This window comes from Serratia sp. (in: enterobacteria), assembly GCF_052400455.1.
GTDB lineage: Bacteria > Pseudomonadota > Gammaproteobacteria > Enterobacterales > Enterobacteriaceae > Serratia > Serratia ureilytica.
This window is the reverse complement of sequence record NZ_CP185812.1, coordinates 4,813,671-4,832,771: the sequence shown is the minus strand read 5'-3', so window position 1 is coordinate 4,832,771 and position 19,101 is coordinate 4,813,671. Positions and strand designations below refer to the sequence as shown.

At 58.0% G+C, this 19,101-nt stretch carries 18 protein-coding genes and 1 pseudogene; 10 read left to right on the top strand and 9 right to left on the bottom strand.

Going from position 1 to position 19,101, the window contains the following annotated elements; all coding sequences use genetic code 11:
* Positions 1 to 890 precede the first annotated feature (890 nt).
* The 5 genes from ACORQT_RS23210 (at position 891) to ACORQT_RS23190 (ending at position 6,485) form a co-directional block, all read left to right on the top strand.
* Positions 891 to 1,277 carry a winged helix-turn-helix domain-containing protein gene (locus tag ACORQT_RS23210; RefSeq protein ID WP_050440145.1) on the top strand — a complete coding sequence of 129 codons (387 nt, stop codon included), beginning with the start codon at positions 891 to 893 and terminating at the stop codon, positions 1,275 to 1,277.
* Positions 1,278 to 1,388: 111 nt separating this feature from the next.
* Complete coding sequence (locus ACORQT_RS23205; RefSeq protein WP_033651775.1) at positions 1,389 to 1,922, top strand: fimbrial protein; 534 nt, start codon at positions 1,389 to 1,391, stop codon at positions 1,920 to 1,922.
* Between the two features lie 60 nt (positions 1,923 to 1,982).
* Positions 1,983 to 2,687, top strand: coding sequence for a fimbria/pilus periplasmic chaperone (locus ACORQT_RS23200; protein WP_164057863.1), 705 nt, complete (start codon positions 1,983 to 1,985; stop codon positions 2,685 to 2,687).
* Between the two features lie 61 nt (positions 2,688 to 2,748).
* Entirely contained in the window at positions 2,749 to 5,325 is a 2,577-nt protein-coding gene (locus tag ACORQT_RS23195; protein ID WP_164057864.1) for a fimbria/pilus outer membrane usher protein, read from the top strand.
* Between the two features lie 74 nt (positions 5,326 to 5,399).
* The gene (locus ACORQT_RS23190; protein WP_050440144.1) at positions 5,400 to 6,485 is read left to right on the top strand and encodes a fimbrial protein; all 1,086 of its coding nucleotides are present in this window, start codon (positions 5,400 to 5,402) and stop codon (positions 6,483 to 6,485) included.
* A 13-nt stretch (positions 6,486 to 6,498) separates the two neighbouring features.
* On the opposite strand, the gene ACORQT_RS23185 is transcribed toward ACORQT_RS23190, so the two are convergent.
* The 8 genes and pseudogenes from ACORQT_RS23185 to ACORQT_RS23150 form a co-directional block, all read right to left on the bottom strand.
* Positions 6,499 to 7,122, bottom strand: a complete 624-nt coding sequence (locus ACORQT_RS23185; RefSeq protein WP_033645336.1) for a LuxR C-terminal-related transcriptional regulator — start codon at positions 7,120 to 7,122, stop codon at positions 6,499 to 6,501.
* A 109-nt stretch (positions 7,123 to 7,231) separates the two neighbouring features.
* A complete protein-coding gene (locus ACORQT_RS23180; protein WP_046687944.1) occupies positions 7,232 to 7,771 on the bottom strand; it encodes a fimbrial protein in 540 nt (179 codons plus the stop codon).
* Between the two features lie 18 nt (positions 7,772 to 7,789).
* Positions 7,790 to 8,794, bottom strand: coding sequence for a fimbrial protein (locus ACORQT_RS23175; RefSeq protein ID WP_033645334.1), 1,005 nt, complete (start codon positions 8,792 to 8,794; stop codon positions 7,790 to 7,792).
* 14 nt (positions 8,795 to 8,808) lie between these two features.
* Positions 8,809 to 9,420, bottom strand: coding sequence for a fimbrial protein (locus ACORQT_RS23170; RefSeq protein WP_033645333.1), 612 nt, complete (start codon positions 9,418 to 9,420; stop codon positions 8,809 to 8,811).
* 11 nt (positions 9,421 to 9,431) lie between these two features.
* Positions 9,432 to 10,179: pseudogene (locus ACORQT_RS23165) on the bottom strand (fimbrial biogenesis chaperone).
* A 24-nt stretch (positions 10,180 to 10,203) separates the two neighbouring features.
* A complete protein-coding gene (locus ACORQT_RS23160) occupies positions 10,204 to 12,690 on the bottom strand; it encodes a fimbria/pilus outer membrane usher protein (RefSeq protein ID WP_197802246.1) in 2,487 nt (828 codons plus the stop codon).
* A gap of 86 nt (positions 12,691 to 12,776) precedes the next feature.
* On the bottom strand, positions 12,777 to 13,328 hold the full coding sequence (locus ACORQT_RS23155; RefSeq protein ID WP_033651771.1) for a fimbrial protein: 552 nt from the start codon (positions 13,326 to 13,328) through the stop codon (positions 12,777 to 12,779).
* Positions 13,329 to 13,419: 91 nt separating this feature from the next.
* Positions 13,420 to 13,950, bottom strand: a complete 531-nt coding sequence (locus ACORQT_RS23150) for a fimbrial protein (RefSeq protein WP_019455211.1) — start codon at positions 13,948 to 13,950, stop codon at positions 13,420 to 13,422.
* A gap of 757 nt (positions 13,951 to 14,707) precedes the next feature.
* Between ACORQT_RS23150 and ACORQT_RS23145 the strand changes: the two genes are divergently transcribed.
* From ACORQT_RS23145 to fetB, 5 genes are all read left to right on the top strand, one after another.
* Positions 14,708 to 15,121 (top strand): hypothetical protein, encoded by a 414-nt coding sequence (locus ACORQT_RS23145; protein ID WP_033651770.1) that lies wholly within the window; start codon positions 14,708 to 14,710, stop codon positions 15,119 to 15,121.
* A 29-nt stretch (positions 15,122 to 15,150) separates the two neighbouring features.
* Positions 15,151 to 16,260 (top strand): FKBP-type peptidyl-prolyl cis-trans isomerase N-terminal domain-containing protein, encoded by a 1,110-nt coding sequence (locus ACORQT_RS23140; protein WP_232091486.1) that lies wholly within the window; start codon positions 15,151 to 15,153, stop codon positions 16,258 to 16,260.
* A gap of 37 nt (positions 16,261 to 16,297) precedes the next feature.
* A complete protein-coding gene (locus tag ACORQT_RS23135; RefSeq protein WP_033645326.1) occupies positions 16,298 to 16,585 on the top strand; it encodes a FaeA/PapI family transcriptional regulator in 288 nt (95 codons plus the stop codon).
* A 189-nt stretch (positions 16,586 to 16,774) separates the two neighbouring features.
* On the top strand, positions 16,775 to 17,452 hold the full coding sequence (gene fetA, locus ACORQT_RS23130) for an iron efflux ABC transporter ATP-binding subunit FetA (protein WP_042785526.1): 678 nt from the start codon (positions 16,775 to 16,777) through the stop codon (positions 17,450 to 17,452).
* A complete protein-coding gene (gene fetB / locus ACORQT_RS23125; protein WP_033645324.1) occupies positions 17,439 to 18,212 on the top strand; it encodes an iron efflux ABC transporter permease subunit FetB in 774 nt (257 codons plus the stop codon). Before fetA ends, fetB begins: the two co-directional genes overlap by 14 nt.
* A gap of 36 nt (positions 18,213 to 18,248) precedes the next feature.
* Here fetB and ACORQT_RS23120 read toward each other — a convergent pair whose 3' ends face one another.
* Positions 18,249 to 19,085 (bottom strand): TIM barrel protein, encoded by an 837-nt coding sequence (locus tag ACORQT_RS23120; RefSeq protein WP_164057624.1) that lies wholly within the window; start codon positions 19,083 to 19,085, stop codon positions 18,249 to 18,251.
* Between the last annotated feature and the right edge of the window lie 16 nt (positions 19,086 to 19,101).

The window sequence follows — 19,101 nt, the reverse complement described above, 5'->3', positions numbered from 1 at the left end:
TTGCTGATTGCTTGTGCCTGTCAGCGTGGCGACTGTTTTCATCGCGGAAGTAGAGTTTATATTGCGAGCGGCGTTGAATATGGTTTGCCTGAGTGAACAGGAGCGGCGCTGAATAAAGCGCACGATAATAAACAATGTGAGGAGGGGCGCGGCAAATGAATAATTTTGCGAGATTGTCCCCGGATAGGGCGCGTGACGGTGATTTGTGAATATAGGGAGGGCTTTGCACTGTAAGAGCCTAAATGCGGTTCATTAATGGTGTAAATGTTAATTTTTTGGTGTTTATGTTTGTTAATTGGCGTTTTGGATGAAATTTAATGCTATTTAAAATATTAAAATTTATCGACAGTATAAGTCAGATATGCTGCAAACTATTAATTAAATCTATTTTTTGTTTATTAAAATCTATTTTTTGTCATTTGGTGTTATTTTATTTTAAATAATATTAAAAAATCAACATATACATCTGCAAGAATGTTTTTTTCTGTATCATTGCTCCAGGTCATTCAAACGAGGCGAGTGCCGCTGTTGGTGCGCAGAGGACAAGTTCTCAGCGTTGTAATGCGGAATGCTGATGAGAGGTTGAGTCTAAAAAAAGTAACGCTTTTTTGTGTTTTTGAAGTTTTCAGCTAGTTTATCCGAAAATGCAGAGTGAAAGACTCACCGCAAAAGGAATGACGGAGTTGATATTTTTTTCTGATAACTTTCTTGCCTTGGTCAAAAATAAGGTGAGGCCGGCTTTTAATGGATATTAAATCTGTTTTAAGACGTTTATGGTCATTATGGCTGATGAGTTAGCAGGGATTGTCTCAGAGTGTTCTGAAATTATAATGTCATAGCGATATTATGATTCTGAGTTATTTGTTTTTTATTTTATCCAGGGAATTGACATGATGGAACGCAATCTTTTTGGTTTTATCATCGATAACGATATACAGCTCGATATCGCTAATAAGCGGCTGGTGCGCATTAATTCTTTATCGCCGGAAAAACTGGTGTTGTTTAGTGCCGTGACGCTCAATGATGCCATGGTGCGGCTGCTGGTTTTTTTGCTGATCCAATATGGTAAAGGCCGACAGCTTTCGAAGAATGAAATACTGAAAAAAGTCTGGGATGAAAATCATTATTCTTCGTCCAGTCAAAAACTCTGGCAAACCATGAAAGAGCTGAGGATAAGGCTCGATGCCATCGGTTTGCCGCACGACTTCATAGTGAATGTGAGGGGGTCGGGTTATACCCTGAATAATCCTATCGTTACGCCTTTGTTCTACGAGTGAGCTTATTGAACGTGCGTTGCAAGAAATAACGTATTCCTTAAGGAGCTCGTTCCCGCTGGCTATCACCTACGGAAATAGAACGCGTTATAATTAAAATCATCAGGAGTATATATGAAAAAGACCTCCGTAATAGGATTGGCCTTGCTGGGCTGCGTTGGTCAGGTGCAAGCTGCCAGCACCGGGACGATCAATTTTAGCGGTACTGTATCTGCGATGACCTGTGATGTACGGGTCAATGGGCAGGAAGCCGATGGTAATGTTGCTTTGCCGGTTGTAAGCGAGAGTCAGCTGAGCGTGATGAGCTGGACTGCAGGTCGTACGGCGTTTGAGCTGAAGTTGAATAATTGCCAGGGCGCCTTGAAAACCACGACGGCGTTCTTTGAAGCCGGCCCCGGCGTGGATTCGAGCGGGCGCCTGCGCAACCTCACGGGCACGGCGAAAAACGTCGTGCTGCAGCTGCGTGAAGGCTCTGGGGCGTTCAATCCGATCGTCGCAGGCAGTCAAAACCAGATAGCGAACGCTACCTATTACACCATCACCAATGGCATGGCGACCTTGCCGTATACGGTTGAATATTACGCCATGGGCGCCGCGACCGCCGGCTCGGTGGTAAGCAACGTCGTATATTCACTGCAATACAAATAACCCGTATTTCAAGGGGGGAGTTTCCCCCCTGTTTCTCTGCTATTTATTGGGGCGATTATTATGAGCAGACAGGCTCGTATTTTATCGCAGGCTTTCTTGCTTGCAGTTATTTCTCTTTTTTCGGCGATGACATTTGCCAGCGTGGTGATTAGCGGTACGCGCGTTATTTATTCCTCGGAGGCGAAGGATGTCACCGTTAAATTGAACAATGTCGGTAAAGCGCCGGTATTGATTCAAAGCTGGATCGATGACGGTGATATGACGGTGAAGCCGGAAAATATCCGCGTGCCTTTTATTTTGACGCCGCCGATTAATCGCGTCGATCCGGGCAAAGGGCAAACCTTGCGCCTGAGCTATACCGGGGCGGCGCTGCCGATGGATAAAGAAAGCGTTTTCTGGTTGAACGTGCTGGAAATCCCGGCCAAAAAACAGCTCAAAGATGATGCCAGCCTGCTGCAAATGGCTTTCCGTTCGCGCATCAAGCTGTTTTTCCGTCCGGCGGGCTTGAACGGCGACGCCAATGACGCGGCGCAGAAAGTGACGTGGTCCGCCGCGCCGGACGGCGTGAAGGCGTTCAACCCGACGCCGTATTTCGTCTCGTTGGTGAGCCTGGCCGTCAATGGTAAGGAACGTGAAGGGCAAATGATCGCGCCGTATTCCTCGCTGATGTTTAACGGCATTCGCGCCGCCGCAGGAACTCAGATCGCCATTGAATTCGTCAATGACTACGGCGCCGTCAATAAATTCGATGCGCTGGTGAAGTAAACGAAGCACATCGCCATTTAATGCCTCATCGGCAGCAGCCGAACCTTGCGGAAAAAAGTTCATGACCGAATATGTTAGCGTTGCGCATGGCCTTCGCACGGCCTCTGCGCGCTTAACGCCGGCGGCGCTGTGCGTGCTCGGCGCATTAAGCGGCGCTCAGGCGTGGGCCGACGACCGTGTGCCGCAGGCCATTGCCGGAAAGGTCGAATTCGACCCGTCGTTTCTTAACCTGAGCGATCGCGCCGGCGTCGATCTGGCGCGCTTTGCGCGCGGGGCGGCCGGGCTGGCCGGCACGCATCGGGTGGCGTTGTTTATCAATGACGAGGCCTTTGGCAATAAAGAGATCGAATTTCGCAGCCGCGCCGATGAGAGTCTGTATCCCTGCCTGACGCCGGCTATCGTCAATAGCATCGCTTTTAACGACGCCGCGCTGCCGGCAGGGGCGCTGGCGCCATTGGCGCAGGGCGAACCCTGTTTTAATCTGCCGCGGCAGATTCCGGATGCGCAGGTCAACTTCGACAGCGGCGAGCAGCGGCTGGATATCGTGGTGCCGCAGATTTATATGCGCAAGACCGCGCGCGGCAGCGTTGACGCCGCGCAGTGGGACAGCGGCGTCTCGACGTTGTTTCTTAATTACAACCTGAACGGGTATTCCAGCACGTCACGCGGAGCGGACTATAACTCCGTCTACGCCGGTTTGTCCGGCGGGGCCAACTTCGGCGCCTGGTATTTGCGCCATAACGGTGCCTATAGCTGGACGCAAAACGGCATTTCGCAATACGACAGCATTAACACCTTCCTGCAGCGCGATATTCCGCCGTTGAAGGGCAGAGGCGTGATCGGCCAGGCGAACACCACCGGCCAACTGTTCGATACGCTGGCGTTTAACGGCGTGCAGCTGGCCAGCGATGAGCGCATGTTGCCGGAATCGCAGCGCGGCTATGCGCCGGAAATCCGCGGCATCGCCAGAAGCAACGCGCAGGTGACCGTGCGGCAAGGGGGGCAGGTCATCTATCAGACCACGGTAACGCCGGGGGCATTTCTGATCGACGATCTGTATCCCACCGGTTACGGCGGCGATCTGGAAGTGACGGTGCGTGAAGCTGACGGCGCGCAAAGCGTCTTTACCGTGGCTTATGCGGCGGTCACCCAACTGCTGCGACCTGGCGCCGATCGGTACGAAGTCGTCGTTGGCAAGGCCGACAGTGACAGCCTGCGGGAAAAGCCCTGGCTGTATCAGGCCACCTACCAGCGTGGTTTATCCAATGCGCTCACCGCCTACGGCGGCCTGCAGGCCGCCCGAGATTATCAGGCGGTGCAGTTGGGCGGGGCCGTCGGTTCCTCGCTGGGCGCACTTGGCTTCGATGTGACGCAAAGCGACAGTCGTTTGGGTCGCGAACGGCGTCAGAGCGGGCAGAGCTACCGCCTCAGCTACAGCAAGACCGTGAATGACATCGGCAGCAGCCTGTCGCTGGCCGCTTACCGATTCTCTACCTCCGGCTATATGGATTTCATGACCGCCATGCAAACGCGCGACCGGCTGAGGCAAGGCGGCGGAGAGGGCGATATCGCGCGCGCTCGCAATCGGGTGACGTTTTCCATTTCGCAGGAGTTGGCGTCTGGATGGGGACAGCTGTATGTCAGCGGCTCTGTGCAGGATTACTGGAACGGGCAGGGCAGCGACAAGCAGTATCAGTTGGGGTATAGCAACAGCTATAAAGCCGTCACCTACGGGTTGAGCATGACGCGCAGCCAGGCGAGCAATGGCCGGGCGCAAAACAGCTATCTGCTGAATTTCAGCCTGCCGTTAGGGCGTCGTGACAAGGCCGGCACGCCGCAGCTGCGGCTCGGATTGGCGCATGACAGCGACGGGTTGTCGAGCCAGCAGGCCACCCTCTCCGGCAACCTGGGGGCCGACAGTCGCTTCAGTTACGGCATGAGCGCAATGAACGCCAATCGCAATGGCGGCAGCGGCTCGGTAAACGGCCAGTATCGCAGTCAGGCAGCGCTGCTCAGCGGCGCTTACAGTTCCGGTAAAGGCTACCGCAGCGCCTCCGCCGGGTTAAGCGGCACCGTCGTGGGGCATGCCGGCGGCGTCTCGTTCAGCTCTTACGGCTCGGAAACGTTCGCGTTGGTGGAGGCGAAAGGGGCCGAAGGCGCCAGCGTCTCCGCATATCCAGGGGTGTATGTGGATGCGCAAGGCTATGCGCTGGTGCCGTATTTGACGCCGTATCAGCTGAATGAAATCAGTCTGGATCCCAAGGGAAGCGCCCCTGATCTTGAAATGGATGAGACCACGCAGAAGGTCGCGCCTTATTCCGGCGCGGTGGTGAAAGTGAAATACAACGCCCGCCAGGGCTCCCCGATTCTGATCGATACCGCTGCCGCCGGCGCGCCGGCGCCGTTCGGCGCCGAAGTGCTCGACGAAGGCGGCGCCGTGGTTGGCGCCGTGGGGCAGGGCGGGCTGGTGTATGCGCGCGTCGCTCAGGACAGGGGCGCGTTGCGCGTTCACTGGGGGGCGGATCGCGCTGCGCAGTGCGCCCTGAATTACGTGCTGATGCCGCAGCAGAAAGGCAGCCGGCCGGTATTGCAGCGCTTTAGCGCGCCGTGTCGCAGCGGCGTTGGCGCAGAACGATGAGACCTATTTTTTGCTCGGGAACGCCGTCGGGCACGGCTGCAGCGACGGCGTTTCAGCGCACGGGAGAGAATGAGATGACACAGAAAAACCGCCAGGGTATTTGGCGCGGCATTGCCTTGTTGGCGCTGTTGCTGGCCCAATCGGTGTGGGCCGACTGTTATTACAGCGATAAGTCGGACGTTAAAAACGATCTGAATATCACTGCGCCCATTGTATCCAGCAATATCACCGTGGGGGCAGAAGTGGCCCGGGGCGCTACGCTGTATACGCAAAATTTTAACCCCACTTTCAGGAATGTGTACGTCGAATGTTCGACGGCGCAACCGTTCATCGCGATAGACATGGGTTATGAGCCGCCGCCGCATCCTCTGTCGGAGTGGAGTGGCGGTTTTGGCAAGGTTTATCAGACGGGCGTGCCGGGCGTTGGCGTGTTTATCGATAACCACGCTTTGTCCTTCACCCTGCCGTACACGTCGCGGAGCACGGAGAGTCATACCCTGTACGGGTGGTCGTCGAATCTTTTCAAATACCGCATTCGGCTGATAAAGACCGGCGATATTCAACCCGGCACCATCACCGGCGCCGATTTGCCCTGTTTGGTGACCCAGGTTGGGCCGGCAAGCTCGCCGTTTACCGCTATGCGGCTGTGTTTTACCGGCTCGATCAATATCGTCGCGCAGAGTTGCACCACGCCCGATGTTTTCGTCGCCATGGGGAAATACGATATGGGACGAGATTTCACCGGAAAAGGCAGCGTAACCGAATGGAAAGACGCCTCGATCCGCCTGATGGATTGCCCAAAATTTTACGGTACGGCCGAAGCCCATTATTCCGATAGCGGCAACAGCGGCATCGTCAGCGCAACCGCCAACAGTTTAGGGGTGTCGTTAGCGCCCAATACGGCGGTGGTCGATGGCGACAACGGCATTATGGGGCTTAAAGACGGCAGCGGCAGCGCAAGCGGCGTCGGCATCCAGTTGGCCTATGGCGCGTCATCGCCGCGGCCGGTGCAGTTCTCGCGGGAAATTAAGGTGCCGCTTTCCCCCGCCACGCCCACGTCTTTCACCATCCCGTTGCAGGCGCGTTATATTCAAACCGAGCCTACCGTCACGCCGGGCGCCGCCGACGCGACCGTGACCTTTAACATCAATTATTATTGAGTGGGCGGGCTGGTCAACTCAGCCCGCGCTGATTCAGCAGCACCTTATTCAGCTCGCTGTTTTTACGCACGTTGAGCTTGCGCATCGCCGAACGCTTATGGGCGCTGATGGTTTTCTGGCTGCGCTGCAGCAGGCCGGCGATGCTGCAGGCGGACATGCCGCTGCTCATCAACCCCAGCACCTTTTTCTCGCAGTGGCTGAGCGCGGCGATGCGGCAAGCCTGGCATTTCCACTGGCCGGCGGCGTGCAGCGCCACCCATGGATGCAGGATGAACTTTTCCAACGCCATCTGCAGCTTGAGGCGAATGGCGTAGGCCGAATCGCGCCGATGGATGCTGAACAGCGGCGGCAGGTTTTTCACCTGTTGCTGGGTCGCGTCGTCGAGGATCAGCAGGGTCAGCTGCCGCTGGCGCGGAACGCCGTGAGGGCTTTGATAACAACAGGCGCAGCCCCAGCGCTCTTCCGGCGTGCGGAACACGATTTCGATGTTATCCAACGCCTGCAGCGCCAGCGGCGAGAACTGCGGGTACCGGCGGTGGCATTCGTTCAGGGAGTGCAGATAGTCCTGCAGCAGCAGACGCAGCCCCTGCTGGTAGAAGTTATCGCTGTCGAACAGCGTGAAGCGAATATCTGGCATGGGTGACTCCTTAAAAAGCCGTGGCGCCGCGCCGGAGCAAACGGTGACGGCCCATCGCCGGCGTTCGCGCGCCGGTCGTTTTCCTGATTTCCCTGGGACGGTGCGGGGCTTATTGGTACGCCAGCACAAAATTGGCGATGGACGTGAATTCGCCTTCGGTAATGCTTTGGTTTTGAATCGCGCTGGGCCGCCCTTGCACGTAGGCGGTGAAGTTCAGGCTGTTGGGGCCGTTTTGCAGCGCGACGGCGCTGGTGGCCTTATTCAAATCGATGTCTGCGCCCTGATGATCGAACAGGGCGATGGCGGCGCCGTTCGCGCCGTTGTTGATCGCCAGCTTGCCCGGCAGCTCACCGTCTTCGGTGCCGCTGAAGGTTACGCTGACGGATTTGAATACCGTGGTCTTGCAGTCGGTCAGCTTGATGCTGAACGGTACCGGTGTGGTGTGGCCGTAGCGATACAGGGTTTTGACGATCACCGTGCCCATCTCCACCAGCTGATCGGCGGACTGCGGTTCGATATTGCACGGCCGGCTCACCACGGTACCGTGGAACTGCACCGGCGCGCCGATAAGCTCGGTGTTCGCCGCCGCCGGCATGGCGGCAAACCACCAGGACGCGCAGCTGAGCAGCGCTAAAGCGCGTAGACGCATTTTCCGTTCCTCCCTCGGTTACTGGAATGCCGCCACGATGGTGGCCGACGCGTTGAATTCCCCTTCGCCGATCTCCGCGCCGCCGTTGGCGAACGGCGCCGCCACCAGGTTCCAGGAGCCGCCGTTGCCGATGTTCGGCACCGGGTAAAACTCGTTCGGAATGACCAGCTGGCCGTTGTGCGTCAGCCGGATGCCGAGATCGTTCTTGTCGGTTTTGAACACCTCGTTGCTGAAGGAAGCGGCCGTGCCCGAGACCGCCAGCTTGATGTTCAGCGTGCCGTCCTCGAAGCTGCCGCCCTCGCACTGGAAACGCACCGGAATGCTTTGCGGGTAGTTTGAACCGTTGAGATCGCTGCCGCCGATTTCGCCGAACTCCACGTTGATCAGCTGGCCTTCGTTCACCACGCATTTATCCGGCACGTAAAGGATCGCGGACTGGATAAACACCTGCGCCATCGGATTGGGGCCGAAACCGCCGTCGGTTGAGCCGAGGCGGCCGAACATCTCGATGATCTGCCGATCGTTAATCTCGACGCCGTTGATGATCTTTTTGCGCACCCGGAAGGTGATGCGGCCTTTTGAACCGCTTTCATAGTTGTTGACCTGCACATAGGGCGGTGAGCAACTGTGATTGGGATACTCGTTGGATTCGTTGTAAAAAGGCACCGTGACATAGGCCTTCTTATTACCTGCAATCCACACTTCGGCTTTTAAATCCAGGAAGTCGTTCAACTGCAAGAAGCCGTTGCCGTAGTCAGAGGGGGGCAGCGCCGAATCCGACTTGTAAAAGTGCGGGCTTCGGGGGATCGGCGTATCGCAGTAGGCCTTGCCGGTATAGGTACCGCCTAATGAATAGGGAAACTGTTTGGTGAACCCCACCTGGTTGGTGATGTTGCTTTGATTCAGATCGATATAGAACTGTTTGGGGCCGCCGTCCGGCGTGACGTAGCCGTTGGCCCAGGCGGCGGGGGCCGCCAGCGCGATCGCCAGCGGCAGGCAGAGTTTGGTCAGTTGTGTTTTCATCGCGTTCTCGAGCCTCACAGGTAAATCACCTGAATGTGCGCCACGGCGGCGAACCCGGCCGCCATCACCGCCCGCTGGGTGGATTCCACGCTGGCGCTGAACCACAGGGTGTTGCTGCCGGGTTGCAGAATGTAAGGGCGGCTGCGTTGATTCAGCTCCAGCGCCTGGCCTTGTTGGTCTTGCAGCCGCAGACCGATGCCCTGCACGCCGCCGTTCAGCTTCAGCAGCGATGGGTTGTCGACATCGCTTTCGCCGAGAAACACCAGCGTGGCGGCCTGCTCTCCCTGCAGGTAGAGGCGGCCGGCGTCGCCGTTGCGCGGGCCGGCCGGGTTATCCGCCAGCGCGCGCGCGCCCAGCAGGCAGTTGCGGAACGAGAGGCGAAAACGCACCGGCGCGCTGCGATCGCCGGCGTTGCGGAAGTCGCGTGCGCTGACGTCGCCCAGATCGACGGATTGATCCCGGCTGTCCGGCGTCAGGCTGCAGGGGGAGCTGAGCAGGCCGCCGTGAAAGCTGACGGTGCCGGTGGTGCCTTCGATCACGCCCAGCGGCGTTGCCGCCATCGCGCCGCCGCCGCACAGCAGTGCGCCGAGCAGCAGCGGGCGCAGTCGATCGGTGAATTCAGCCATGCTGGACCTCCTTATTTTTTCTCGGGCACGGCGGTGCAAACGCCGCCATTGCAGACAGAAGCGCAGCTCCGGATGGCCGCCGTAGTCGTTGATGTAGGTGATGACGAAGCTGTTCATGCCGGTCTCTTGCAGCTTGAGGCTTTCACTGGATTTCGGCTTCAGCATCAGCGGCTGAAAACCGCCGATCGCGCCGCCGCCCTGTTTTTGCGTCTGCCGCGTCATGCCGGTCAGGGTGATGTAAAACGGCGTCGGGTTGTCGACGGTGATGGCGCCGCCGCTTTTACGGAACACCAGCTTTTCCTGCCACACCTGGCCCTTGGGCGCGACGATGGCTTTCGGCCGATAGAACAGTTTGATCTGCGTTTGCAACGCCAGCTGCATCACGTTGGTTTTGGTGCTTTTCGGCGGAATTTCGCGCAGGTTGAAGTAGAACACCGACTCGCGATCCTGCGGCAGGCGATCCGCCTCCGGCGTCTTGGTGATGCGCACCACGCTGCGCTCGCTTGGTTCCACGCGCTGCAGCGGCGGTAGCACCACCAGCGGCGAGGTGATTTTCTGGTGCTGCTCGTTCTCAAGCCAGGATTGCGCCAGGAAGGGCAGCTCTTTGTTTTCGTTGACGATATTCAGGCTGATCGATTTGGCGTCGCTCACATAAACGGCGCGCGTGCGATCCAGCGATATCGCCGCGTCGGCGGTGGGCAGTACGGCGCTCAGGGCCAGGCCGGCGGCGGTCAGTAGCGTTATCGGGTGTTTGTTCATGTCATTATTTCTCAGCGTTACGGATTACAGGGTGGCGCACGGCAGCAGCAGCTGGTCCAGCGGCTTGGCGGCGCCCGGGATCACGATGCGGCAGCGGCGTTGGCCTTCCCAGGCGACGTCCAGTTTTTCCTCCGGCTGCACGCCGGTCAGGTAGACCGAGCCGCCGTCGTTGACCACCGCGACCTCGCGGCCTTTCTCGCTCAGCACCGCGGCGCCGAACGGCGGTTCGCTGCCGTCCGCGAGGCGAATGGTGGCCAACAGCTTGCTGCCTTTCACCACCTCGAAGTGGCGGTAGCCGATGGCGCCTTCGGTCAGCGTGCCTTGCACCACGGCGCGAGTGGCCTCGACGTCGTCCGCCAGCTTGTTGACGTCGATGCGGGTGTCGGTGTTGTAGTAGCTGGTGATGTCGGAAATCACCGCCAGCCCGAAACGGTTGCTGTAGGCGCGGCCGTTGTTGATCGGCACGCCGGCGATGCCGTCGGTGTCGAGCATCATGCGGCTGCCGCCGTTGCTCGAGTTCTGATGCGCCGCGATGCCGTGCCGGGTCGCAGTGAGGCCGCCGCGGAACGAGCCACCGATCGATGAGTAGCTGTCCTGCTGGTAAGAGGCGCTGGCGTTCAGCGAGCCAAACGAGGCGTTGTGGGTGTAGTACCCGCGCGCCAGCGATTTGCCGGACTGATTAAAGCCGCCGCTGACCTGCCAGGTATTGTCCGGATCGCTGTAGTCGTTGTACGACGCGGTCTGCGTGACATCGCCGTTGTTGGTTTGCAGCGCATAACCGACGCGCCGACGGTCGCCGATCGGCACGGTGAAGTTGAGCATCACGCTGTCGTCGGTGCGGCCCTGGTAATAGGTGCGGTAAGCCGACAGCGAGGCGGTGATGTTGCTGATATCGCCGACGCTGAACAGCTTGCTGGCCGACAGCCCGTAACGGTCCTGGGTTCGCGCATCCCAATAGGTCTGGTGCGAGTAGGTCAGGTAGGCGGTGATCGCCTTGGCGCTGTCTTCCGCCATAAAGGTTTTGCTGGCGGTGATGGTGTACAGCTCTTTCTGGCGGCCGTTGTAATTCTTGTCGTAATCGCCGTAACGCTCCTGCAAATACTGCGACATGTTCATGAACTTGCGCTGCGAGAAGCGGTAGCCGGCGAAGGTGATCTGGCTGTTCAGCTCGTCGAAGCGTTTGGCGTAGTTGAGCTTGAACGACATACCGCTGGCGGTCGGCTCGCCGGGCAGACGGGCGATCGACTGGGTGACGTCCAGCGACATGGCGCCGAACACGTTCAGATCGCGGCCGAGGCCGAGCGCCCAGGCGTTATAGTCGCCGCCGAGCAGCGCTCCGCCATACAGCGACCAGGCGTTGCTCAGCCCCCAGGAGAAGTCGCTGGCGGAAAACAGCGGGCCCTGGGTGCGGTGGTCGTAGGCCGAGGTTTTGCCGAGCGCCACGTTGTAGCGCACGTAGCCCGGGCGGGTCAGGTACGGAATGGTGGCGGTATCCACCTGGAAGGTCGAGACGGTGCCGTCCTGCTCTTCCACCTTGACGTCCAGCTTGCCGCGCACCGAGCTGTTGAGATCCTGAATGGCGAACGGCCCGGCGGGCACGGTGGTTTCGTACAGTGTGCGGCCTTCCTGCGAGACGGTGATCTTGGCGTTGCTCTTGGCGATGCCGCGCACTTCCGGCGCGTAGCCCTGCAGGTTCGGCGGCAGCATGCGCTCGTCGCTGGCCAGATTGAGGCCGGTGAAGCGATAGGCGTCGAACACCCCGGAGTCGAGATAAATCTCACCCAGCGTCAGCTTGGCGGCCTGCATCGGCAGCGCGCGGTAGGCGTAGATCTGGTTCCAGTCGAAGCCGGTGCTGCGATCGCCGGCCTGCTGATTGTAATTGGCCTGGTAGTCCGCGCGCAGGCGCCAGGGGCCCAGGTTGGCGCCCAGCGTGCCGTAGCTGCTCAGGTTCTGGGCGGTGTTGTTGTTGTGATTCTGCTTGCCTAACTGGCCGCTCAGGTTGTAGTCCAGCAGCAGGCCGGGAATGCCGTCGTCCCACTGCTCGGGCGGCGTCCAGTCGGGATCGGAGTATTTCATCCACGCCTGCGGGATGCTGATCGCCAGCACGCCGCCGCCGATGCGATCGGAGACGGTCGCGCCTTTGATGCCGCGAATGTCGGCGCACTGGTTGTCGTGCCACAGGGTGACTTTTTTGGCCGCTTCTTCTTTCAGCGCCATTTTTTCCACCAGATCAGGCGGCAGGCACACCTGGCTGCCGCTCTTGTTATCCGGCGACGGGAAATACTGAATGCTGCGCTGGGGCAGCGTTTTCTGGTTGATCTTGATGTCCAGCAAATAAGCGCCGGGCATGACGTAGTCGGCATCGGAGAAACGCGAAAGATCCACTTTGCTGCGCTCGCCGATATCCAGGACGTCGGTATTGAATTCCGTGGCGGAAAATGCCGGACGCACCCAGAGGAAAGATAGAATGACGAGAAGAGGTAGGTGTTTCCGTGTCAGTAATGACGTCATAGCATAATCACTCATGGCAAGTCCGCGCCCAATAGCAGGTCATCCGTGCGACCTGAATACGTAATGCTGTGCAGCGCCCGCCGGCGCTAGAGATAAGACAGGGTGAATTTGGCCAGAGAGCTGAAGCCGCCCGCCCGCGCCTTATCGGGATGCAGGCGCAACTGCGCGCCAAAACGCAGCGTGTTGTCGCCGGCGACGATCTGGTAATCCGCCGTCGTGCTGCCGAGCGGGATCGGGGTGCCGGCATCGGTCAACAGCTCGATAGCCACGCCCTGCGCCTCGCCGTAGACGCCCAGCAGGGAAGGATCCCGGCTGTCGGCGGTGCCGTCGAAGGTGACGTTGGCCGCGCGATAGATGAAGTCAGGCTTCACCTGGCTGGCCAGTTCGCAGTTCACCAGTTTGATCGTGAAATGACGGCGGCTGCCGATCAGCACCGATTGCCCGTCCTGCGAGGCATCGGTCATGGCGATCAGACCGAAATCGACGGTTTGATCCAGGCTGTCGCTGGCGATGCCGCACGGCGTTTCAACGATGGTGCCGCCCAGGCTGACTTTGCCGTGGCCCTGATTTTTCACTGCCGCCGCCGCGCTGCCTACGCTGAGCGCGATGAGCAACAGGCCGCAAAGGCGGATAGTCATGCTGGCGTCTCCCTGTCTTGCCCTGTTCCCTTGCCGCTCTCGTCGGCATGCAATCAAGCGGGGGATGCCCTGAGACATCCCCTGTGGGGTATTACAGGTAAGCCAGGGTGAAGTTGGCCACGCTGGTGAAGTCGCCCGGCACCACGGCGGCGGAGGCGCTGCTGCCCTGCAGGTAAGCGGCGAATTTCAGCGAGTTGTCGCCGTCGTTCAGGCCCTGACCGTCGGTCGCCGTGCCCAGTTCCACTTCCTTGGAGTGCAGGTTGTCGTAGATCACGATGCCGGCGCCGGTTGCCGTGCCGCTCAGGGCCAGCAGTTTGTTGTTGACCGGATCAGGCGTGCCGGTAAAGGTCACCTTGACGTTTTTCATGGTGGAGATGGAGCAATCTTTCAGTTCGATGTTGAAAGGTTGCATGCTGGATTTACCCTGGTTAGCCAGGATGCGGCTGCTGATTTGGCCCATTGGTACGGTTTGGTCAACGGATTCCGGCGCGACGCTGCATGGCGCATCGATAATTTCGCCGGTAAAGGTGACTTTACCACTGCCCTGATTAGATGCGGCGTGAGCAACAGATGCAGAAGCGAAAGCAATCACGGTTGCCAGCATTAATTTATTCAGTTTCATTTCTCAGGTTCCTGTAGAGAGTTTTTAAATAAAAAGAACAGCACATCTAAATCCCCCGCAGCGGTGGCAACGTCATGTCGCCGGCCGTACGGTTGGAGCCAGATCCTTTTGCTCTGGGCAATACGCCAACATTCGTTATTTATGAGAAATAACGAGATTGGGAAAATCGACAATGGATTTTCTGGTAAATAAAATACGAGTTTTACGTGTGGCGTGTTGCTGGGAATATTCTTGCAAATAATAGTATTGCTTGGAAATAGATTTTATTAAATTAAGTCAAATTCAGAATATAAAACCAAAAGGAAAAAGAAATATATTTGCTTTAAAACCAATAGATCGTATACAAATATTATCCAGTATAAATCACTATATAAATAACGATATGCGAGATATTAGATCGGGGGAAATAGGCTGATACCTACAATTCGCCATATTGTTTTGCTAATATCGCCCTGAGGCAGCAGATGATGAATTTCCCTTTAGAAACAAAATATAAAACATAATCTATTGTTTTTATTGTTGTTTCGTGGTTTTCTTCCCCTAAGGGATTGGCTTTTTTATTCGTGTTTAGCCCGCGTTTAGGTCTAATTCATTAACAATTAAATAACAATGTCATCGGTAGTGAATTATTCTATCGCACTGCGGTATAGGGATTTTTCACTGCCTAACCCATTTTGATTAATCAAATTAAGGCATGTGCTGTTGCCGTTCGCCACATAATGATGACCTAAGTGACAATTAAAGGATTATAAACGGAATGATAACGATGATTAATGCTTGCGGCGGCCGCCGTACGGTAGTTTCTGCTATATTTTTACTGTCTGTCATGTCGCTGTCAGGCTGCGTGGGCGGTAGCAAGACAAACCTGAATTCCGTGAAAAAACTTTCACAGAACAATCCTAATGATAAATCCGATGAACAACGTATCGCGCTTTGCCAGCAACGGGTTAACTCATTAAAAAATATTAATCCGCAGAGTTACCAAAAACGCATTGCCTATTTTAACGGTCTGCTTTCCAACGCTTCCGGATATGCCGGCGTGCGCGGCAATGTGGATGAAAGCACCCGTAAAGCGATTGATGCTCTTTATCAATATAAAACCGAGAAATTCTGCGCCGACGTTGAACATGAGCTGATGTCCGATCTGTCCAACCGGGTCGAGAATCTGTAGCCATGAAGCGATGCGCGCAAAGATGGGCGATGGGGCTTTGGCTGTTGGCGCTGAGCGGTGCCGTTTGCGCCGCTGACGACGGCATTCCCGCCCTGTTGAAGTTTGCCGAACAGCGGCAGGCTCCACCGGCCGCGCTCAAGGAGGAAACCGCGCGTAAACCGGCGCCCGCACCGGCCGCCAAACCGGCCGCCGTCGCGGGGGCAGACGGCGCTCGTTTAACTTCTCTGAAGCACTCTGTACAACAGCAGGCGGAGAAAATCCGTCAGCTGGAGCGCCAGTTGGCGGCGGCTCAGGCCGCCGCGGCGCCGAAAAGCGCGCGGACCGATGTCGATATTCGGCCGCTGGCCGATGCCCTGAAGGCGTTGCGGCAGGCCGTTGCGCCGTTGCCTGAGGTCACCGCGCTGGCCGCTTCGCTCACGCGGGCCGAACAGCGCAGCGCAAGCTTGACGGCGCAGTTGGCACAGCAACGACAGCGGGTAGACACCTTGCTGGCTGAGCGGCGGCAGGCGGCTGAGGCCCCGGTGCTGGCCAGCGAGGCGGACAAGCAGGCGTATGCCGCCGGCGTATCGCTGGGGCGCGATATTTTGCATCTGCAACAGGAGAACCGGCGTGCGGGACTGGAGGCGGATCGGCGGCTTTTGCTGGCGGGCATCGCCGATACCCTGGCCGGGCGGTTGCGGCTGGATGAGGCCGCCATCGACAGCGCGCTGCGCACGGCGCAGCAACGTTTGCAGCAGACGCAACAGACACAGGCTCCCCCTCCGGACGGCAAGGCCTATCTGGCCGATTTCGCCCGCCAGGAGGGAGTCAAGCAAGATGCGCTCGGTTTCTACTACCGGGTGGACTATGCCGGCAGCGGTGCGATCGGCGCCGACGATCGTGTGGATATCGTGGTGCGCGAAAGCCTGACCGACGGCCGGGTGATCAAAGACATGGAGCTGGCGGGAACGGTGATCTCGCAGCCATTGACGCGCTATCCGCCGCTGTTTCGCGCGGCTATCGAGAAGCTGCAGCGCCACGGCTCGATCACGCTGGTGGTGCCGCCGGCGCTGGCGTACGGCAAGCAGGGCAGCCCGCCGGCGATCCCTCCGGACGCCACCATGATTTATACCCTGCGCATCGCTGACGTGCAGTCGTGAGCGGGGAGCTCAGCAGTAACCACTCAGGAGGAATGCTATGGCCAAGGCGCCGAAAACGTTTGAAAGCAGAAAATCGCTGATGCTGAATGTGTTGCAAGGATTGTGCAGGGATCGTGTGGAAGGCTCCGGCGGCCATCATCCCCCGCCGGAGCAGTGGCCGAAGACCCGCGAGCTGGCGGATAAATGCGGTGAAAACATTTATACCACCCGCACCCTGCTGCTGGCGCTGGAAAAGGAGGGCAAGGTCCGCTGCACCCACCGCAGCATCAACAATTCTCTACGCTGGTACAGCTGCGACGAACAGGCAGCGATAAAAAAAGAGTGATTCGACCCTGACGGTCGCTTTTGACTATCTTACAGCTAAACATTAATTAATCTTATTATTTGGCGGGGCATTTCGCTCCGCCAATCCTCCTCTCCGCTTTCCGCCCTCCGCGCAGGCATTGCTAAGATGTTTTTTGCGACCATATACTTATCGCTCAGACGGGAACAGGTGTAGGGAGCCGGCATCGTAATGAAGGAAAAGAAAGACATACTGAGATTGGATGATATTCATTATCAAATAGACCGCCAGGTGATCCTGGACTCCGTCTCTTTCACGTTGGGTGAGGGCGAGTTCAAACTGATCACCGGGCCTTCCGGCTGCGGAAAAAGCACGCTGCTGAAAATCATCTCTTCCTTAATGAATCCGACCAGCGGAAGCCTCTATTTCGACGGCCAGGCGATCGACGAGATGTCGCCGGAGGCGTATCGCAAGCAGGTCTCTTATTGCTTCCAGACGCCGGCGCTGTTCGGTAATACGGTTTACGACAATCTGGCGCTGCCGTATCAGATCCGCCAGGAACCGCCGGCCGAGCGAAAAATGAAGGCCGATCTGGCGCGTTTCGGCCTGCCGGAGGCGATGCTGACGAAAAGCATCAATGAACTGTCCGGCGGGGAGAAGCAGCGCGTGTCCCTGATCCGCAACCTGCAGTTTATGCCGCGGGTGCTGTTGCTCGATGAGATCACCAGCGCGTTGGACGAGGAAAATAAGCGCAACGTCAACGAAATCGTGCATCAGCTGGTGGCGGAACACCGGCTGGCGGTGCTGTGGGTGACGCACGATACCGAAGAGATAGCGCATGCGGACGAGGTGATCACCCTGCGCGCGCACGGCGCCGAGCAACAGGAGCAACAGCATGAATCAGCATAATATCACCAACGAATCCTTGGGCTTGTCGATGGTGCTGGTGGTGGTCGCCATCCTGATCAGCCACCGGGAAAAGCTGGCGCTGGAAAAGGACATCATCTGGAGCATCTGCCGCGCGGTGGTGCAGCTGATCATCGTCGGCTACGTGCTGAAGTATATTTTCGACCTGGATAACGCCGTTCTCACCGTGTTGATGGTGCTGTTCATCTGCTTTAACGCGGCCTACAACGCCAAGAAACGCAGCAAGTACGTCGAACACGCGTTCGTGACGTCGTTTATCGCCATCACCACCGGCGCGGTGCTGACGCTGGCGGTACTGGTGTTGACCGGCTCCATCGAATTTACGCCGATGCAGGTGATCCCCATCTCCGGGATGATCGCCGGTAACGCCATGGTGGCGGTGGGGCTGTGCTATACCAACCTCGGCCAGCGTTTCAAAAGCGAGCAGCAGAAGATTCAGGAGATGCTCAGCCTGGGGGCGACGCCCAAGTTCGCGTCGGCGGCGCTGATCCGCGACAGCATCCGCGCTTCGCTGATCCCGACCGTCGACTCGGCGAAAACCGTTGGGCTGGTCAGCCTGCCGGGCATGATGTCCGGGCTGATCTTCGCCGGCATCGATCCGGTGAAAGCGATCAAATATCAGATTATGGTGACCTTCATGCTGCTTTCCACCGCCAGCCTGTCGACCATCATCGCCTGCTATCTGGCCTACCGTAAGTTTTACAACGAGCGCCATCAGCTGGTGGTCGGCAACCTGAAGTAACGCCATGAAAAACGGCCTCCGCGGAGGCCGTTTTGTTTACCCTTGCAGCAGGGCGATGCTCTGGCGGATTTCTCGTTCGACATCCGCCTCGCTCCAGCGGTCCAGCTGTGAAGAGAACGGTTCGAAAGCATAGACGCCGGTGTAGCCCAGGCGTTCCAGGTTCTGCACCTGGCGGCGGCTCTCCAGCCGATCGCCCTCGCTCAGCATGATGCGCTCTTCGTCGCTCAGCGCGCTTTTATCCCGCCCGTCCTCCACGCCGGACAGATGCACCAGGCCGATCTGCGCCACCTGGATCTGCGCGTCGAAGTCGGCCTGCGCCACATCGCTCAGATAGTGGTGGAACGTATCGAGCACGATGCGGTACGGCGCGCCCGAGTCGCGGATAAGCGCCTGGGTCAGCAGCGACGATCGCAGCGAGCTGATGCCGAAGCCCAGCGGTTCGACGTATCCCTGTACGCCATAGCGGGCAAACAGCGGCGCCAGCAGCCGCAACGCCGCGAGGGTGTCGTCCCGTTTTTGCTGCTCGCTGCGCGTGTCGTCGGCGCTGCAGTGCGGGCATAGCACCAGCGCCCGGCTGCGGATGGCCTGCGCCTGCGCCAGCATCGCTTCGGCGCGCTGCTGCAGCGCCGCCGGGTCATCCATCAGATTGAACCTGCCGAGGGCGTTGATCGTGACGATCTCGATGCCGTATTGCGCGGCGAGCGCGTTGAGCTGCGCGTCGCTCAGATCGTCGGTCACCTTGCCGCTGGGCATGTCGTTGCGCAGCTCAACTTTGCTGAGCCCGCAGCGTTTCACCAGGCGGAAAAAACGGTCCAGATCGAGATTCGGCGCGATCTTGCGGTTAATGCAGAAGCGGTCCAGCGCAATGTTCATGGGCATGACTCCAGCG

Bases quoted from the DNA above. Each gene is read 5' to 3' on its own strand.
- ACORQT_RS23155 (WP_033651771.1), bottom strand. From the start codon at position 13,328: ATGACTATCCGCCTTTGCGGCCTGTTGCTCATCGCGCTCAGCGTAGGC.
- ACORQT_RS23180 (WP_046687944.1), bottom strand. From the start codon at position 7,771: ATGCGTCTACGCGCTTTAGCGCTGCTCAGCTGCGCGTCCTGGTGGTTT.
- ACORQT_RS23150 (WP_019455211.1), bottom strand. From the start codon at position 13,950: ATGAAACTGAATAAATTAATGCTGGCAACCGTGATTGCTTTCGCTTCT.
- fetA (WP_042785526.1), top strand. From the start codon at position 16,775: ATGAAGGAAAAGAAAGACATACTGAGATTGGATGATATTCATTATCAA.
- ACORQT_RS23185 (WP_033645336.1), bottom strand. From the start codon at position 7,122: ATGCCAGATATTCGCTTCACGCTGTTCGACAGCGATAACTTCTACCAG.
- ACORQT_RS23195 (WP_164057864.1), top strand. From the start codon at position 2,749: ATGACCGAATATGTTAGCGTTGCGCATGGCCTTCGCACGGCCTCTGCG.
- ACORQT_RS23175 (WP_033645334.1), bottom strand. From the start codon at position 8,794: ATGAAAACACAACTGACCAAACTCTGCCTGCCGCTGGCGATCGCGCTG.
- ACORQT_RS23145 (WP_033651770.1), top strand. From the start codon at position 14,708: ATGATAACGATGATTAATGCTTGCGGCGGCCGCCGTACGGTAGTTTCT.
- ACORQT_RS23210 (WP_050440145.1), top strand. From the start codon at position 891: ATGATGGAACGCAATCTTTTTGGTTTTATCATCGATAACGATATACAG.
- ACORQT_RS23205 (WP_033651775.1), top strand. From the start codon at position 1,389: ATGAAAAAGACCTCCGTAATAGGATTGGCCTTGCTGGGCTGCGTTGGT.
- ACORQT_RS23190 (WP_050440144.1), top strand. From the start codon at position 5,400: ATGACACAGAAAAACCGCCAGGGTATTTGGCGCGGCATTGCCTTGTTG.
- fetB (WP_033645324.1), top strand. From the start codon at position 17,439: ATGAATCAGCATAATATCACCAACGAATCCTTGGGCTTGTCGATGGTG.
- ACORQT_RS23120 (WP_164057624.1), bottom strand. From the start codon at position 19,085: ATGAACATTGCGCTGGACCGCTTCTGCATTAACCGCAAGATCGCGCCG.
- ACORQT_RS23160 (WP_197802246.1), bottom strand. From the start codon at position 12,690: ATGACGTCATTACTGACACGGAAACACCTACCTCTTCTCGTCATTCTA.
- ACORQT_RS23170 (WP_033645333.1), bottom strand. From the start codon at position 9,420: ATGGCTGAATTCACCGATCGACTGCGCCCGCTGCTGCTCGGCGCACTG.
- ACORQT_RS23135 (WP_033645326.1), top strand. From the start codon at position 16,298: ATGGCCAAGGCGCCGAAAACGTTTGAAAGCAGAAAATCGCTGATGCTG.
- ACORQT_RS23200 (WP_164057863.1), top strand. From the start codon at position 1,983: ATGAGCAGACAGGCTCGTATTTTATCGCAGGCTTTCTTGCTTGCAGTT.
- ACORQT_RS23140 (WP_232091486.1), top strand. From the start codon at position 15,151: ATGGGGCTTTGGCTGTTGGCGCTGAGCGGTGCCGTTTGCGCCGCTGAC.